This window comes from Candidatus Rhodoluna planktonica (assembly GCF_001854225.1).
In the GTDB taxonomy this organism is placed as follows: Bacteria; Actinomycetota; Actinomycetes; order Actinomycetales; family Microbacteriaceae; genus Rhodoluna; species Rhodoluna planktonica.
In genome coordinates, this window is the sequence record NZ_CP015208.1 from 367,110 (window position 1) to 383,568 (window position 16,459).

Genomic DNA, 16,459 nt, shown 5'->3' on the forward strand with positions numbered 1-16,459 from the left:
CGGGAGTCCACTTTGGAAATTACTACCAGCAACTCAAAGAAACTGGTCATCGTTAGTGGACGTGCGCATCCGGGGTTGGCCGCTGAAGTGGCTGAAATTTTGGGAACAGAAGTTCTACCTACCACTGCCTACGACTTTGCCAACGGTGAAACTTTCGTTCGGTACGAAGAAAGTGTTCGCGGCGTTGACGCGTTCGTTATTCAGTCGCATGCCGCCGGCATAAACAACTGGGTCATGGAGCAGTTGCTGATGGTCGATGCTCTAAAGCGAGCTAGTGCCAAGCGCATCACTGTCGTGGCGCCGTTCTTTCCCTATGCTCGTCAGGACAAAAAGCACAAGGGCCGCGAGCCTATTTCGGCTCGCTTGATGACTGACCTTTTCAAAGCGGCCGGTGCCAACCGAATCATGTCGGTAGATTTGCACACTCCTCAGATTCAAGGTTTCTTCGATGGTCCGGTAGACCACCTTTGGGCTTTGCCGATGTTGGCTGATTACGTGGCTCAAAAGTACAGCAGTGAAGAGCTGACTGTGGTTTCACCAGACTCGGGTCGAGTACGAGTGGCCGACATCTGGGCTGAGCGTCTTGGCACACCTTTGGCGATTATTCACAAACGTCGCGATCCAGATCGTCCAAACCAGGTCGAAGCTCACGAGTTGGTCGGTGATGTTTCCGGACGAACTTGTTTGCTAGTAGATGACATGATCGATACCGCTGGCACAATCGTCGCAGCGGCTAAGGCACTTAAAGACAATGGCGCAGCGAAAGTCATTGTTGCGGCAACCCACGCTGTCTTCTCAAATCCAGCAGTCGAACGACTATCAAATGGTGTAGTTGACGAGGTTATTGTCACCAATACCTTGCCTCTGACCGAAGATAAAATTTTCGACAATTTGACAGTACTATCAATCGCACCGTTGATTGCTGCGGCAATTAGTGCAGTCTTTGGCGATGACTCAGTCAACAAACTTTTCCCCGGCCACGCCTAAACAGCAGATCGGGCTGGTTTCAGCCGTTGCGATTGGCACAGCCTCGATGGTTGGCGCCGGGGTATTCGTTGTGTTTCGCGATGCCGTTCTACTCGCTGGTCCTTGGTTTTATTTGGCACTATTCTTGGCGGCTGTTCTTGCTTCACTAAATGCGGCTGCGGTTTACCAGTTGGCCGCTCAGGTCGCTAAACCGGGTGGAGTGTATGCATACGCTCGAAAGTACCTGAACGAAACCTGGTCATTCATCGCTGGTTTTTCCTTTGTCGCCGGGAAAATCGCCTCAATTGGGGCAATTGGGCTGGTAGTCGCTTCGTATTTGAACTCGACTTTTTCGGTACCACTGGCAATCGCCTTGATTTTCTTGCTAACGGCCTTAAATATTTTTGGCATCCAACGCACTGCTACGGCAGCCAAATTAATTTCAATTTCGGTGATTGGTTTTTTTCTGGTTGCAATTTTGCTTGGCTTCGGTCGGGTTGATCAGTTGAATTGGTCAAACTTAGATTTGACCTTCACTTCTAATCCTGACGATGCATTCTTCGCGACACTGTCGGCTACCAGTGTGCTGTTTTTTGCCTTTGCCGGATATGCGCGGGTTGCCACGCTCGGTGATGATGTGATCAACCCGAAGAAAAATATTCCGAAGGCCATTCTGATTTCACTAATCCTCGTTGTTTTTCTATACGCCGCGATCGCTGCGCTGCTAATTCTGCAGCTGGGCAGTGAGCTCTTGATTAGCGAGGCACCGATGGCTTCGCTGTTTACGAACATGGGGTTGTCGATCGACCCCGTTGTTTCGCTAATGGTTTCTATAGCGGGCCTCGGCTCGATGCTGGCTCTGCTAGCTGGGGTTTCTCGAACTGCCGCCGAAATGGCAAGCGATCGGGAGCTTCCGCAGGTCTTTTCACGCAAAAATCGCTTTGGATCTCCATGGCTGGCTGAGTTGGTGGTTGCTTCCGGAGCTTGCGTCTTAGTCATGACTGGGCAGTTGATTTGGGTCATCGGATTCAGCTCATTTTCGGTTTTGCTCTACTACGCGGTCGGTCAGTTTTCTGCCCTGCGCCAACCAATGATCGAACGTACGATGCCTAAAAATCTGAACTGGCTTGGCCTAGCCCTGGCACTAGTAGTCGCTATTTCAGTTCCTGGCCCTGCGTTATTGGTCTCAGGCTTGCTGCTGGCTCTGGTTCTCGGCTTGCGCAAGATGGTTCGCCGCGCCTAAACTAGGGCAAGACAACGGCGAGGGTCGCAGAGCGACCGTTATCGACGGGGTATCAAGTCAAATTCAGACCTAATCCTCGCGTTCAACGCTTGAGTTGATTTCAAAAAACTTGAATCACAAAATTTGAAACAAAAAAACTAAGGATAAAAATGTCAGACGCAGCAAAGATTGTCGGCGAAGTTCGTAACTCATTCGGCAAAGGCGCAGCTCGCAAGTTTCGCGCAGCCGGCCGCACCCCAGCAGTAATTTACGGTCACGGCACCGAAGCGCGCCACATCACCTTGCCAGCCCACGAAATTGCTTTGGTATTGCGCCACAAGAATGCCTTGCTTGATCTAACCATCGACGGCAAGACCGAGCAGGTTCTAGTAAAGAGCGCCTCAAAAGACCCAGTGACTCAGATTATCGAGCACATTGACTTGGTCACCTTGGTAAAGGGTGAGCGCGTTCACGTTGAGGTTCCAGTTCACGTTATTGGCGAATCAATGGGTGGAACCATTGTTGAGGTCGAGCACAAGACTCTAAAGATCGAAGCTGACGCAACTGCAATTCCAGAATTCGTCGAGATCCACGTCACCAAAGAAAACGGTGCTGGAACCCACATCACTGCTGCCGATGTTAAGTTGCCTGCAGGCGCAAAGCTTGATTTTGCCGCCGATGAATTGATTGCAACCGTAGTTGCAACCAAGGCGGGTCACGCTGAAGAACTAGCGGAAGCAAACAGCTAAGCAAAGTCAGGCAAATTTGCTCTAATGAGTGAAAACTCATACTTAGTAGTCGGGCTCGGGAATCCTGGGCCCGACTATTCTGCTAATCGGCACAATGTTGGCCAAATGGTAATTTCAGTTCTTGCCGATCGGCTGGGTGCCAATCTCAAAGCACATAAGTCCCTGGCCCTCGCCGCTGAGGCGAGGTTATTTCCGGGCGGGCCAAAATTGATTTTGGCAAAATCGCTGGGTTACATGAACAACTCCGGTGCACCGGTTTCAAATTTGGCTAAGTTTTACTCGATCAAACCAGATCACATAATCGTCATCCACGATGAGCTAGACATCCCAGCAGAGACTGTACGTGTAAAGTTTTCGGGCGGACACGGCGGGCACAATGGCCTGCGCGACATCATTTCAGCGTTGGGGACAAATGATTTTGCTCGGATCAGAGTTGGAATTGGTAGGCCGCCGGGTCACATGGATACGGCTGATTTTGTTCTCAAGGATTTTTCAAGTGCCGAGCGAAAAAATCTACCGGTGACACTTGAGATTGCAGCCGATGCCGCAGAAGCTATCGTCAAAGATGGCCTGGCAAACGCGCAACAGAAATTCAACTCGACGGAATAACTGATTCTGACGCAGGCTTAGACTTACCCTGTGAGCGCGCAAAACTCTGAGGCCTTTTCGCGCCTTGACGCACTCATTTCAGATTCATACGTATTTACCAAAGTAAAAGCCAAACTCAAATCCAAACGTTTAGATTTGGTTGCTCCGGTTGGAGCGCATCCAGTTTTGGTTTCAGCTTTTAGTCAGCTTCAGCATGATGAGACTGGTTTCAGCGTGCAGCTGGTTGTGGTTGCTACTGGGCGAGAGGCCGAGGAAACGGCCGCGGCCCTACGTGCACTCGACGACCGCGCTGAAGTGCTCGAGTTTCCAAGCTGGGAAACCCTGCCGCACGAGAGACTAAGCCCCAGCCCAGAAACCATCGGCAAGAGACTTCGAGTTTTACACCGACTTCATTCCTTACCGGAAAAACTAGACCATCCGGTGATCGTGCTCTCATCGGTGCGAGCGGTGCTGCAGCCGGTGGTGGCGCACCTAGCGGATTTCCCTCCGCTGACCCTCAACAGAGGCAGTGAATACAGTCTCATGGAGTTGTCACTGAAGTTGGTTGAGTTGGCATATTCTCGAGTCGATATGGTGACCAAGCGTGGCGAATTTGCTGTTCGTGGTGGCATCCTGGATATTTTTCCAACCACGGCTGAACACGCCCAAAGGCTCGAATTCTTCGGGGATGAACTTGACGAGATTCGAGAATTTTCGGTCGCTGATCAACGCTCGTTGCCGACGGATACCGAGCTGCAAAAAGTGGAAATTTTTGCCGCGCGAGAGATGATCATCACTCCTCAGGTTGCTGCTAAAGCCCGAGAAATGACTCACGAGTTTCCGAACATTTCAACAATGTTGGCCAAGATTGCCGAGGGCATCCCGGTGGATGGCATGGAGGCCTTGGTGCCAGTGCTCGCAACTGAACTAGTTCCGGTCACCAGTTATTTTCCTCAAAACACAATTGTCACTTTGCTTTCGCCAGAAAAATCAGCTGCCCGAGCAACAAATTTGGTCGAAACAAACGAAGAGTTTCTGCATGCGGCCTGGGATGCGGCCATAGAGGGTGCGAACGCCCCGATCGATCTATCGGCCGGTGGGTTTTTCGATCTGGCTGAATTCAAAAAACACCTCGATGATCGCCAGTTGTTTACGGTCAGTCAATTTGGCGCGGATGACGATTCGCTGATTAATCTTGGCTTTTTCGAGATTCCAAACTTCAAGGGCCTCGACACTACCGCCTCGGACTGGCTTTTGGATCAGCAGGAGGACGGCTACCAGATTGTTGTCGTAGCCGAGGGGAGCGGTTCAGTTGAGCGACTGAACGAACAGTTCAGTGCCTTGAAGTTGAGAGTTCAAGTGGCGCAAGGCTCTTTGCGAGCTGGCTTCGTCGCTCCCGACCCAAAGTTGATCGTCATCACCGAGGCCGAGTTCTACGGCAAACATTCTGCTTACGTCAGCCCGCAGGTTCGAAAGTTGGCGGCCAAGCGAGGTCAAGCGGTAGATCCACTGAGCTTAAAAAAAGGCGATTATGTGGTGCACCAAATTCATGGAATTGGCCGATTCGTTGAGCTGGTCACCCGTGAAGCAGGCATCGCTCGGCAAAAACACCAGCGCGAGTATTTGCTAATCGAATACGCGCCCAGTAAGCGCGGCTATCCGGGCGACACTCTGTTTGTTCCGACCGATCAGCTAGATTTGCTGACCAAATACGTCGGTGGCGAGGCGCCGGTTTTGAGCAAGATGGGTGGCACAGACTGGGCTAAAGCTAAAGGTAATGCCCGAAAGGCAATCCGAAAAATCGCCATCGACTTAGTGAAGCTTTACAGTGCGCGCATGAAATCAAAGGGGCACGCTTTTGGTCCGGATACCCCGTGGCAGCGCGAACTTGAAGAGGCTTTTGCCTTCGTTGAAACCCCAGATCAGCTGACCACAATCGAAGAAGTAAAGCGCGACATGGAGCGCGAAGTGCCGATGGATCGACTATTGGCCGGTGACGTTGGCTACGGTAAAACCGAAATCGCAGTTCGCGCTGCATTCAAAGCAATCCAGGATGGCAAGCAAGTTGCCATGCTGGTTCCCACCACCTTGTTGGTGCGACAACACACCGACACCTTCGAATCTAGATTTGCTGGATTTCCAGTCAAGGTTCGCTCACTGAGTCGCTTTCAAACCGAAAAAGAAGTGAAGGAAACCCTGGCCGGGCTGGCCACTGGGGAGATAGACATGGTAATCGGAACTCACCGGTTGCTGTCGAATTCAGTCAAGTTTAGAAATCTCGGTTTGGTCATTATTGACGAAGAGCAGCGTTTCGGAGTCGAACACAAAGAGAAACTCAAAGATCTAAAACACAATGTTGATGTCCTAGCAATGTCGGCAACACCAATTCCTCGAACCCTAGAAATGGCAATCACCGGAATCCGTGAGATGTCGACGCTGGCTACTCCACCTGAAGAGCGTCATCCAATTTTGACCTACATCGGAAGTTACAGCGATAAGCAGGTTGCCGCTGCTATCAGGAGAGAGCTGCTGCGCGAGGGTCAGGTGTTTTTCGTGCACAACCGGGTCAGCACGATTGAGAAGGTAGCCAACGATTTGGCCGAGTTGGTGCCCGAGGCGCGAATTGCTGTGGCGCACGGTCAAATGAGTGAGGCTGCGCTCGAGCAAGTGGTTGTTGATTTCTGGGAAAAGAAATTCGATGTGTTGGTGTCGACAACCATTATTGAAACTGGAATTGACATTCCGAATGCAAACACCTTGATTGTTGATCGCGCTGAAAATTTTGGCTTGAGTCAGCTGCATCAAATTCGAGGTCGAGTCGGTCGAAGCCGTGAGCGAGCATACGCTTACTTCTTCTACGACCCGGCCCGGCCACTAAGCGAGACGGCGCACGATCGACTGGCGACAATTGCGCTGAATAATGAGCTTGGCGGCGGTATGCAAATAGCGCTGAAAGATCTAGAGATTAGAGGTGCCGGAAACCTTCTCGGCGGCGAGCAATCTGGCCATATTGCCGGTGTTGGCTTTGACCTTTACCTTCGCATGATTGGTGAGGCGGTAGCCGAATTCAAGGGTGAAAAGGTTGATTCGCCTGCTGAATTGAAGTTGGAATTACCCGTTGATGCTCACATTCCTGCCACCTATGTTGACAGTGAGAGACTGAGACTTGAGGCCTATCACAAACTTTCCGCAGCCTCTGGTGAAACCGGTTCGCGAAAGCAACTCGACATGATTTTGGCTGAGCTAGAGGACAGATACGGCAAGGCTCCGGAGGCTGTTCGCAACTTGATTGACGTAACTGAATTGCGTCAACAGGCCAACCGTCTCGGTTTGAAAGATTTCAACGTTCTTGGTTTGCAGGCCAAGTTGCAGCCGGTCGAACTTGATGAGGCCGCCCAAGTTCAACTGTCACATCTGTTCCCGGGTTTCAAATACTTGCAAAGCGCCAAGACCATCACAGTTCCAGCTCCAAAAGACCCGCATACCGGCGAGCCGCTTCGCGATCGTGTTGCAATTGATTGGGCCTGGGCTTTTCTCGCTCGCATTTTTCCCCAAAATTAGACGACTTTTCGCAGGCAACTCTCAGGCGTCAGGGCTCTAATTAGATTAGAAAAAAGTTTTAGGAGCAGCCATGGAGAATGATCAAAATCCTCAAGATCCTTATCAAAGGGATGAGATTAGGCCGGCAAACAAAGTTAACCGGTTGTTGGCGGCCACCTCTGTTCTCTCTTTAGGTACGTTGGTGTTCACACAATTCAGCTCGCCGGGTATAGCGGCAGATCTGATTGACCAGGTTTTTTCGCGTGAACCGAATTCTTCGAGCACGTCAAGTGCGGCCGACCCCCAACCATCAAATGTCGAACCGCCACCTGCTTCTGTGTCGAACACTGGGTTGACTGCTGAGCCCGGCTCGGCTACTTTCAGCGCGGCGGAAATAGCCGCTCCAGCAGAAACAAACGGTTTTGCGAGTGCACCGATTCAAAGTAACCCCGCAACAAATACGGTTCAAACCAGCCCAACCCGAAGTCTGGTTTTGCCCGGCACGTCGGGTCTTACCTGGGGTGAAGTGTCTTCAGCTACGCCAAGTTACCAAGCGGGTTCTGGCGGGACAGTCAACGGTGTCGATTATGAAGACGACGATGACGGCGACGATGACGATGATGATGACGACGATCATGATGACGATCGCGACGACGACTAACTAAACCTCTGGCAAACTGTTCGCATGACCAAACTTGACGAGCTAATTGCCGTTGCCCACAAATTACGCGCTCCCGGGGGCTGCCCCTGGGATGCCGAGCAGACACACGAATCACTCATGAAGTACCTGCTCGAAGAGGCCTACGAACTAATCGACGCCATCGAATCTGGCTCGCGCGAAGAAGTTATCGAAGAGCTCGGCGATGTTTTGTATCAGGTCATTTTTCACGCGGATTTAGCCTCGACCGGCTCGCTGGGTGAACCTTTCAGTATCGAAACGGTTGCTGAAGTTTCAGCCCAAAAAATGATTGGTCGTCACCCTCATGTTTTTGGTAACGAGGAAGAGCTACAAAAGTACGCCGCAAAAACCGGCGACGATGTGATGCAGAACTGGGACGATCACAAGAAACGCGAAAAACCGCAACGCCAGAGCATCTTAGATGGAATGCCTTTGAATCTTCCCGCCTTAGCGCTCGCCGACAAAGTGATGGGCAAAGCTGAGAAAATCGGACTTCTCGATAAAGATGCCCCCGGCCCATTTTCGGTGGCTAATTCCGATGAGGTAGGTGCCATCCTGTTGGCGGTCGTTAGTTCAGCACGCTCGGCTGGAATTGACCCGGAGCAGGCCCTTCGCGGTGCCGTTCGTGAGTTGATGGTTGAGATTCGAGAGGTCGAAATTGGCGATGCGGCTGACGCCGGCATAATTGCTGTTCCAACTGACGAAGACTAAGGCTTTGCCTGTGCCAATATTGACCAATGGCTAAAGACGTAAACCCACCTCGCGGAATGCGCGATTTCTTGCCTCACGAGAAACTCAAACGCGACCTTGTCTTGGGGGCGATTCGCTCTACCTACCAAGCCCACGGCTACCAGGAAATTGAGACCCCAGCGCTCGAAGATATCTCTAGACTGACTTCCGGTCAGGGTGGAGATAACGAAAAGCTGGCCTTCCGGGTGCTGAAGCGAGGCGAAGAACTCGAAAAGGCTATGGCTCACGGTGTTGAAGATTTAGCCGACCTAGGTTTGCGATACGACCTAACTGTTCCGCTGACCCGTTACTACGCAACAAACCGGGCGAAACTGCCTAGGGTATTCAAGGCAATTCAAACCGGACCAGTTTGGCGCGCTGAGCGACCTCAGAAGGGTCGTTACCGTCAGTTCGTGCAGTGCGATATTGACATCATCGGTGACAGCAGTGTTCTCGCTGAAATTGACCTTTTGATTTCATCCCTGGACGCTCTTGGCGCAATCGGAGTAGACGACGCCACTATTCGGGTAAACCACCGAGTCTTGCTGTCGAACCTGCTAGATGGCCTAGGGATTCCAGCGGATGGTAAAGCTTCGGCAATGATCACAATCGACAAACTCGACAAAATTTATGCCGAAGGGGTTGTCCGCGAGCTTGGCGAAAAGTTTGACTCTCAGGTCGCTCAGACCGCTGCCGGTTGGCTCTCTTCACTGGGAAGTAATCTAGAAATCCCGGATGAGCTACGCGAGATTTTTGCCGCTGTCGAAGCTAAGTTCGGCCCGGGCAGATTGAGATTTGACCCTACTCTGGTTCGAGGCATGGGTTACTACACCGGTGCGATTTTCGAAATTGAACATCCAGAATCTGGCTCGTCTATCGGTGGCGGTGGCAGATACGACGGAATGGTTGGGCGCTGGCTGGGCGAAGATGTGCCTGCAGTCGGAATCTCCATCGGCTTTGAAAGAGTGGTTGATTTAGTAACGGTTGAAAAAGTTGCTGCCGCCGCAGAGAAGCCGAAATTGGTCTTGGTGCTCGATAGCACGAACCCAGAAATCATCAGTTTGGCAATTTTGCGACAGGCCGAGCTAATTGAGCAGGGCTATCAGGTTCGACTTGAAGAGCGACCGAAGAAGCTAAACATTTTGCTCGAAAATTTAGCTGAGCAAGGCTTCAACCACTTTGCCATCATCAACGTAAATAGCCAGTCATTAGAAACACTGGAAATTAAGCCCATCGCCTAAACTAATCCTCGAGACAACGGCGTTTAAGTGCTGAAATGCGCGAATCAAAATCATTTCAAATAAGGAGACAATTTTGTCAATCATTGAAGCCGTAGGCGCACGCGAGATTCTTGACTCGAGAGGAAACCCGACCATCGAGGTTGAGGTTCTACTTGAGGACGACAGCTTTGGCCGCGCAGCAGTTCCTTCAGGTGCATCAACCGGTGCATTTGAGGCGCACGAAAGTCGCGATGGCGACAAAGGCCGCTACCTCGGCAAGGGTGTTCAAAATGCGGTCAAGGCAGTTGTCGAAGACATCGATGAGGCACTTGTCGGTTTCGACGCACAAGACCAGCGACTGGTCGATGCAGCGTTGATTTCTCTAGACGGAACCGCAAACAAATCAAAACTTGGGGCTAACGCAATTCTCGGTGTCTCGTTGGCTAACGCCCGAGCTGCAGCAGAATCCACCGGTCAGCCACTTTACCGCTACCTTGGTGGTCCAAACGCTTACACCCTTCCAGTGCCACTGATGAACATCATCAACGGCGGCGCACACGCCGACACCGGTGTCGACATCCAAGAATTCATGATTGTGCCACTAGGCGCCGAATCGTTCAGCGAGGCAATTCGCTGGGGCGTTGAGGTTTACCACTCGCTGAAGGGCCTATTGGCTTCTAAGGGGCTGGCAACTGGTTTGGGTGACGAGGGTGGTTTTGCACCTGAGCTGCCAACCAACGCTGCTGCTCTAGACCTAATTGCCGAGGCCATTGCTAAAGCCGGCTACCAGTTGGGCACCCAGATTGCCCTGGCTCTCGACGTAGCATCAACCGAGTTCTACTCGGAAGAAACCAAAAAGTACACTTTCGAGGGGCAAGAGCGCAGCAGCGACGAGATGATCGCCTACTACGCCGATTTGGTGGCCCGCTATCCGCTGGTTTCAATCGAAGACCCACTAGCTGAAGACGACTGGGCTGGCTGGACAAAAATCACCGCTGAGCTTGGCAACAAGGTTCAGTTGGTTGGCGATGACCTATACGTGACCAACCCTTCTCGTTTGCAAAAGGGTATTGATGAAAAAGCAGGTAACGCCATCCTGGTTAAGGTAAACCAGATTGGTACCTTGACCGAAACTTTGGATGCAGTTTCACTAGCGCAGCGCGAAGGTATGAAGGCAATTATTTCTCACCGCTCTGGCGAGACCGAAGACACCTTCATCGCCGATCTTGCAGTCGCTACCAACGCCGGTCAGATCAAGACTGGTGCACCTGCCCGATCAGAGCGTGTTGCGAAATACAACCAGTTGCTTCGTATCGAAGAAGAACTCAACGATGCTGCTTTCTATGCTGGTCGCACAGCATTCCCGAGATTCAAGGCTTAGCAGTAAGTTTTAGATGACGAAACGCCCCGCACAATCAAACCCGGCTCAGGTCGCCGCGATTTTGCGGGGTTTTCGTTTTAACTCGGTAACCCTAACCGTTCTAGCGATGGTAGTGATTGGCGTGATGACGCTGGCGCCTCGTGTCCAAACTTGGTTTGAACAACGCCAGGCTATTGCTGAAGCTCGTGCTGCCCTAGAGGCTGCGAAAAACGAAGTGGCCCAGATGCAGGTTGAACGCAAGCGTTGGGAAGACCCCGCCTATATCAAATCTCAGGCTCGCGATCGGCTCTACTACGTTATGCCGGGCGAGGTGTCATTTTTGGTCATGGATGCGGATGGCGTTGATACCTCGGATGTCTCTGGCACTGTTGGGGCCTTGCTAGCAGAGCAGAAAAACAATGCTGAAATTTCAGCGGACATTACTCAGACCCGAGATAACTGGGTAGATGCGTTGCTCGAAACCGTCATCCGAGCTGGTATCGAGCAGCCAGCCGAAGAAACAAGCGAGAAGTAAAGTGCCACTAACTGAAGCAACCGAAGCGGATGTCGCCGAGGTCTCTAGACAACTTGGACGTCCGGCTCGAGACATCGTAGCTATTGCCGCACGATGCGTATGCGGCCGGCCAACTGTGGTACACACAGCACCTCGCCTGGGTGACGGAACTCCTTTTCCGACCACCTACTACCTAACTCACAAAGCCGCGACGGCAGCAATTTCTGGCCTAGAAGCATCTGGGTTCATGGCAGAACTGCAGGAGCTTTTAGCGACTGATGAAAAAATTGCCAACGCCTATCAAAAAGCGCACCTTGCGTACATCGCAGATCGAGACCAAACAGAAGCAAAACTGGGATTATCTGTCCCTGAAATTGCCGGTATCTCAGCTGGCGGAATGCCAACCCGAGTCAAGTGCTTGCACGCACTAATTGGTCACGCTTTGGCCGCCGGACCGGGAGTTAACCCGATTGGTGATCTAGCACTGGAGGCTTGCAGTTGGAGCCCGGCCAAATGTGCTTGCCCATCAGACTGAACCGCCTACAGATAGCCTGGCAAGGGTGTAGATTAGAACAATGCCTTCTAACACCAAGGGCACTGATGTGCCAAAGATTCTTATTGTCGGTGGCGGTTACGCCGGTTTCTACACTGCCTTCAAACTCGAAAAATACCTAGGTAAAAATGAGGCCGAGGTCACCATGGTTGACCCGCTGCCTTACCTCACCTACCAGCCGTTTTTGCCAGAAGTTGTAGCCGGTTCGATTGAGGCACGACACGTTGTCACCTCTCACCGTCGCCACCTAAAGTCGACCAATGTTGTCACCGGCAAGGTCACCAATATTGACCACAAGAAAAAGACAGCAACCATCGAGGTTCCTGGCCTGAAGCCTTACAAGCAGAAGTACGATCACGTTGTCGTGACCGCAGGTGCTGTTTCTCGCACATTCCCAATCCCGGGTGTTGCCGATGAGGCAATTGGTTTGAAGACCATTGAAGAAGCAGTTGAAATCCGCAACCGCATCCTCACCAATCTAGACAAGGCAGCCAACCTTCCTGAAGGTCCGGCACGTCAGCGTCTACTGACCTTCGTTGTCGTTGGTGGCGGTTTCGCAGGCATCGAAGTGTTCGCTGAAATGCGCTCTTTGGTCAGCTACTTGCTGCGCTACTACCCGAACATCACTTTCGAAGACACCCACTTCCACCTCATCGAGGCTATGGGTCGAATCATGCCAGAGGTTTCGCTAGAGACCAGCCAGTGGGTTTTGAAAAACCTTGACCAGCGCGGCGCTAAAGTGCACCTAAACACTCAGTTGCAGTCTGCGACCAAAGGCAAAATCGAGCTTTCAACCGGTGAGTCTTTCGAGTCTGATGTCATCGTTTGGACTGCTGGTGTGATGGCTAACCCATTCGTTCGAAACACCGACTTGCCACTAGATGAGCGCGGTCGAATCACAGCACACCCTAGCCTTCGCGTAGTCGACGGTGAAAACATCGTCGAAGGTGCCTGGACTGCCGGTGACGTTTCAGCTGTCCCAGATCTTTCTGGAGGTGGCGTTGGTGGTTTCTGTGTACCAAACGCACAGCACGCAGTTCGCCAAGGCAAACTAATGGCAAAGAACCTAGTTGCTGCACTTCGTGGCGAAGGAATCAAAGATTACTACCACGAGAACATGGGTGCCGTAGCCGGTCTAGGTATCGGCGTAGGCGTATTCCAGTACAAGAAGTTGGCAATCAAGGGCCTAATCGCTTGGTTCATGCACCGCGGTTACCACGGTCTAGCCATGCCAATGTGGGAGCGCAAGTTGCGTGTCTTCGGCGGCTGGGTCGCAAACTTCGTATTGCGTCGCGACATCGTTTCAATCGAGGCTACAAAGAACCCTCGATTAGCATTTGAAACATACGCTTCGCGTCCGAAGAAGTAACTCAAAGTTTGAAAAAGGGCGCCCGACCGGTGCCCTTTTTCATTGAGTCTTAGCAGACTCGCTCCATTAGCCCAATGGCAGAGGCAGACGACTTAAAATCGTCACAGTGTCGGTTCGAGTCCGACATGGAGCACAATCTCGAATTTAGAAGTTTCTTTGCTGAGCGTTGGCTGCAAACTGACGGACAGTGATAAATCAGGGTTTACCATTTAGACATGGACATCACCCTAATTATCGTCATCGCCGCAATAGCGCTAATCGGCATTTATCTTTGGTCAACCTACAACGGGTTGGTTCGTCTCAACGTAAGAGTTGACGAAGCCTGGAGCGACATCACTGTTCAGCTGAAAAGACGCGCTGACCTGATTCCAAACCTGATTGAAACCGTTAAGGGCTATGCGTCACACGAGCGCGAAGTTTTCGATGCCGTCACAAAAGCTCGAGCAGCCACTATTTCTCCGGAAACCCTGGCGCACCCAGCTGCTGCCGGTGCTGCTGAAGATGGTTTCCACACTGCGATGAAAAGCCTATTCGCGGTTGCCGAGGCCTATCCGCAACTTCAGGCTAGCCAAAACTTTTTGTCGCTTCAGCAAGAACTGACCGACACCGAAGACAAAATCATGGCTTCTCGTCGTTTTTACAACGGTGGAGTGAGCGAACTAAACATCAAGATCAAGCAATTTCCGCAGACACTTTTTGTGCGCGGGCTTGGATTCAAAGAGCGCGAGTTCTTTGAGGTTGCTGATTTGGCGGCCATTCAAGAACCACCAACCGTTAAGTTCTAAGCAAGACAGGTTTAGTCAGACATGTATTCGGCTATTGCCGCAAACAAGAGAAACACCGTCCTGATTGTTGCCGGTTTTGTTATTTTGCTGGGTGCTTTGGCCTACTGGTGGGGCGAGGCAACGGGCAATGGTTCGTCGTCCTGGTTCATCATCGGTTTTATCGCGCTGTACGCGCTTTTTCAGTACTACATGGCTAGTTCGATTGCCATCGCAATGAGTGGTGCCGTGCCCATCGAGAAAGCAGACAACCCGCGTCTGTGGCGCATCGTTGAAAATTTGGCGATTGCCGATGGCATGCCGATGCCAAAGGTCTACATCATTCCAGATCCTGCGCCGAATGCTTTTGCCACCGGCCGCGATCCGAAACACGCCGTGGTAGCTGCTACCACGGGCCTGCTTGCAATCATGGATGATCAAGAGCTAGAAGGTGTGATGGCGCACGAACTAGGTCACGTTAAAAATTACGACATTCGAGTTTCGACCATCGTTTTTGGCCTGGTCAGCGCGGTTGGAATTTTGGCTGACATGGCGCTTCGTGCCGCCTTTTTCTCGGGGCACAGCAGCGACCGTCGCAATTCAAACGATGGTGGATTAGGCGCCGCCCTGATAATTATCGGCATCGTCGCCAGCATTGTTGCTTGGCTAATTGGCCCGCTAGTCTCTGCGGCGGTTTCGAGACAACGTGAATATTTGGCGGATGCCACCGGCGCTAAAACAACTCGTTACCCCGACGGGTTGGCTAGAGCCTTAGCTAAGTTGGGCCAGTACGGCAAGCCTATGCGCCGAGCAAGCTCGTCGATGGCGCATATGTACATTAACGACCCAATCAAGCCCGGTATGGTCGAGAGGCTCTTTTCAACCCACCCGCCAATTCCTGAGCGAATTGCTCGGCTACAAAAAATCGGTGGCAAGTTCTAAAGCGGCTTTTCAGTAGACTTGGATTTTATGACCAAGCCAAACGTTGAATCACCCACGCTCGAGGTTTTTGAGCAAGCGCTCCAAAACGTGCGCGCTGTGGCCATTGAAACTCCGGTATTGCACAGTCACTATCTGTCAGCACTAACCGGCCAAGAGATTTTTCTAAAGGCTGAAAACCTGCAGCGCACCGGCGCCTACAAACTTCGTGGTGCCTACAACCGAATGAGCAAGCTGACGGCTGCCGAACGCAAAAAGGGAGTGGTTGCGGCTTCTGCTGGAAACCATGCTCAGGGTGTTGCTTTGGCGGCTAAAAAACTCGGTATCAAGGCAACTATCTTTATGCCGGTTGGAGCTTCGCTGCCAAAATTTCAAGCCACTCAAAATTATGGAGCTCAGGTTGTTCTTGAGGGTGCAGTCTTTGCCGAGACGCTAAAAGCGGCTCAAGAGTATGCGGCTAAAAAAGGCGCAATTTTCATCCCGCCTTACGATCACCTCGATGTGATCGCCGGTCAGGGCACTGTCGGTCTCGAAGTTGTTCAACAGGTGCCGGATGTAAAGACAATTTTGGTCGCTATCGGTGGCGGAGGTCTTGCTGCTGGGGTGGCCGTTGCGGCCAAGTTGGCTGCCGCCAAGCAAGGCAGAAAGATTCAAGTTATCGGAGTTCAGAGTGAAAATGCGGCTTCTTATGTGCCCTCACTCAAAAAAGGAACCCCAACTCAAATTCACACCTCCCCGACAATTGCCGACGGTATCGCGGTTTCAAAGCCGGGTGCAATTCCTTTTGCGCTAATTGCCAAGCACCTAGACAAGGTAGTGACTGTAAACGACAATCAGATTGCCACGGCTATTGTTGCTTTGCTAGAGCGCAGCAAGCTGGTCGTTGAGCCCGCCGGAGCGGTTGCTGTTGCGGCACTGATGACTGGAAAAGTTAAGCCTCGAGGCACAACCGTGGCCGTGCTTAGCGGCGGAAACATTGATCCGCTACTTCTGCAAAAGGTAATCGGTCACGGATTAGAAGCTGCCGAGCGATACACGACAGTAACCGTGATGCTTCCAGACCGACCAGGTCAGCTAGTAAAAACAGCGGATGCGATTGCTAAGGCCCACGGAAACGTGGTTGAGGTATTGCACACCCGACACGGTAAGGGTCTAGACATTTCTGAGGTTGAGTTGCAGATGTCGGTTGAGACCATGGGGCACGAACATCGTCAGAGAGTTTTTGAGGCCCTCAATGCAGCTGGACTCAAGGTAAAAAAGTAGTCAAAGA

Annotated in this window: 15 protein-coding genes and 1 tRNA gene; all 16 read left to right on the forward strand. The window is 51.8% G+C overall.

Annotated features, from left to right (window positions below):
• Positions 1-12 precede the first annotated feature (12 nt).
• The 16 genes from A4Z71_RS01825 to ilvA all read left to right on the forward strand — a co-directional run bounded on the left by A4Z71_RS01825 (position 13) and on the right by ilvA (position 16,452).
• Positions 13-987, forward strand: a complete 975-nt coding sequence (locus A4Z71_RS01825; protein ID WP_070954276.1) for a ribose-phosphate diphosphokinase — start codon at positions 13-15, stop codon at positions 985-987.
• Positions 950-2,209 carry an APC family permease gene (locus tag A4Z71_RS01830; protein WP_070954277.1) on the forward strand — a complete coding sequence of 420 codons (1,260 nt, stop codon included), beginning with the start codon at positions 950-952 and terminating at the stop codon, positions 2,207-2,209. Before A4Z71_RS01825 ends, A4Z71_RS01830 begins: the two co-directional genes overlap by 38 nt.
• Before the next feature lie 149 nt (positions 2,210-2,358).
• A complete protein-coding gene (locus A4Z71_RS01835; protein WP_070954278.1) occupies positions 2,359-2,937 on the forward strand; it encodes a 50S ribosomal protein L25/general stress protein Ctc in 579 nt (192 codons plus the stop codon).
• 24 nt (positions 2,938-2,961) lie between these two features.
• Positions 2,962-3,546: an aminoacyl-tRNA hydrolase gene (pth, locus tag A4Z71_RS01840; protein ID WP_070954279.1), complete on the forward strand. Its 585-nt coding sequence runs from the start codon at positions 2,962-2,964 to the stop codon at positions 3,544-3,546.
• Between the two features lie 165 nt (positions 3,547-3,711).
• Positions 3,712-7,086, forward strand: a complete 3,375-nt coding sequence (gene mfd, locus A4Z71_RS01845; RefSeq protein WP_236858555.1) for a transcription-repair coupling factor — start codon at positions 3,712-3,714, stop codon at positions 7,084-7,086.
• Between the two features lie 70 nt (positions 7,087-7,156).
• The gene (locus tag A4Z71_RS07080) at positions 7,157-7,726 is read left to right on the forward strand and encodes a hypothetical protein (RefSeq protein ID WP_070954281.1); all 570 of its coding nucleotides are present in this window, start codon (positions 7,157-7,159) and stop codon (positions 7,724-7,726) included.
• A 24-nt stretch (positions 7,727-7,750) separates the two neighbouring features.
• The gene (locus A4Z71_RS01855) at positions 7,751-8,455 is read left to right on the forward strand and encodes a nucleoside triphosphate pyrophosphohydrolase (RefSeq protein WP_070954282.1); all 705 of its coding nucleotides are present in this window, start codon (positions 7,751-7,753) and stop codon (positions 8,453-8,455) included.
• 26 nt (positions 8,456-8,481) lie between these two features.
• Positions 8,482-9,714: a histidine--tRNA ligase gene (gene hisS / locus A4Z71_RS01860; protein WP_070954283.1), complete on the forward strand. Its 1,233-nt coding sequence runs from the start codon at positions 8,482-8,484 to the stop codon at positions 9,712-9,714.
• Positions 9,715-9,787: 73 nt separating this feature from the next.
• A complete protein-coding gene (eno, locus tag A4Z71_RS01865; RefSeq protein ID WP_070954284.1) occupies positions 9,788-11,074 on the forward strand; it encodes a phosphopyruvate hydratase in 1,287 nt (428 codons plus the stop codon).
• 13 nt (positions 11,075-11,087) lie between these two features.
• Positions 11,088-11,588, forward strand: coding sequence for an FtsB family cell division protein (locus A4Z71_RS01870; protein WP_070954285.1), 501 nt, complete (start codon positions 11,088-11,090; stop codon positions 11,586-11,588).
• 1 nt (position 11,589) lies between these two features.
• The gene (locus A4Z71_RS01875) at positions 11,590-12,102 is read left to right on the forward strand and encodes a DUF501 domain-containing protein (protein WP_070954286.1); all 513 of its coding nucleotides are present in this window, start codon (positions 11,590-11,592) and stop codon (positions 12,100-12,102) included.
• Between the two features lie 67 nt (positions 12,103-12,169).
• Positions 12,170-13,489: an NAD(P)/FAD-dependent oxidoreductase gene (locus tag A4Z71_RS01880; RefSeq protein ID WP_070955197.1), complete on the forward strand. Its 1,320-nt coding sequence runs from the start codon at positions 12,170-12,172 to the stop codon at positions 13,487-13,489.
• A gap of 60 nt (positions 13,490-13,549) precedes the next feature.
• Positions 13,550-13,622 (forward strand) — tRNA-Leu (locus tag A4Z71_RS01885).
• Between the two features lie 82 nt (positions 13,623-13,704).
• Positions 13,705-14,274 (forward strand): LemA family protein, encoded by a 570-nt coding sequence (locus tag A4Z71_RS01890; protein ID WP_070954287.1) that lies wholly within the window; start codon positions 13,705-13,707, stop codon positions 14,272-14,274.
• 21 nt (positions 14,275-14,295) lie between these two features.
• The gene (locus A4Z71_RS01895) at positions 14,296-15,192 is read left to right on the forward strand and encodes a M48 family metalloprotease (RefSeq protein WP_070954288.1); all 897 of its coding nucleotides are present in this window, start codon (positions 14,296-14,298) and stop codon (positions 15,190-15,192) included.
• Between the two features lie 27 nt (positions 15,193-15,219).
• Complete coding sequence (gene ilvA / locus A4Z71_RS01900; RefSeq protein WP_070954289.1) at positions 15,220-16,452, forward strand: threonine ammonia-lyase; 1,233 nt, start codon at positions 15,220-15,222, stop codon at positions 16,450-16,452.
• Positions 16,453-16,459 lie beyond the last annotated feature (7 nt).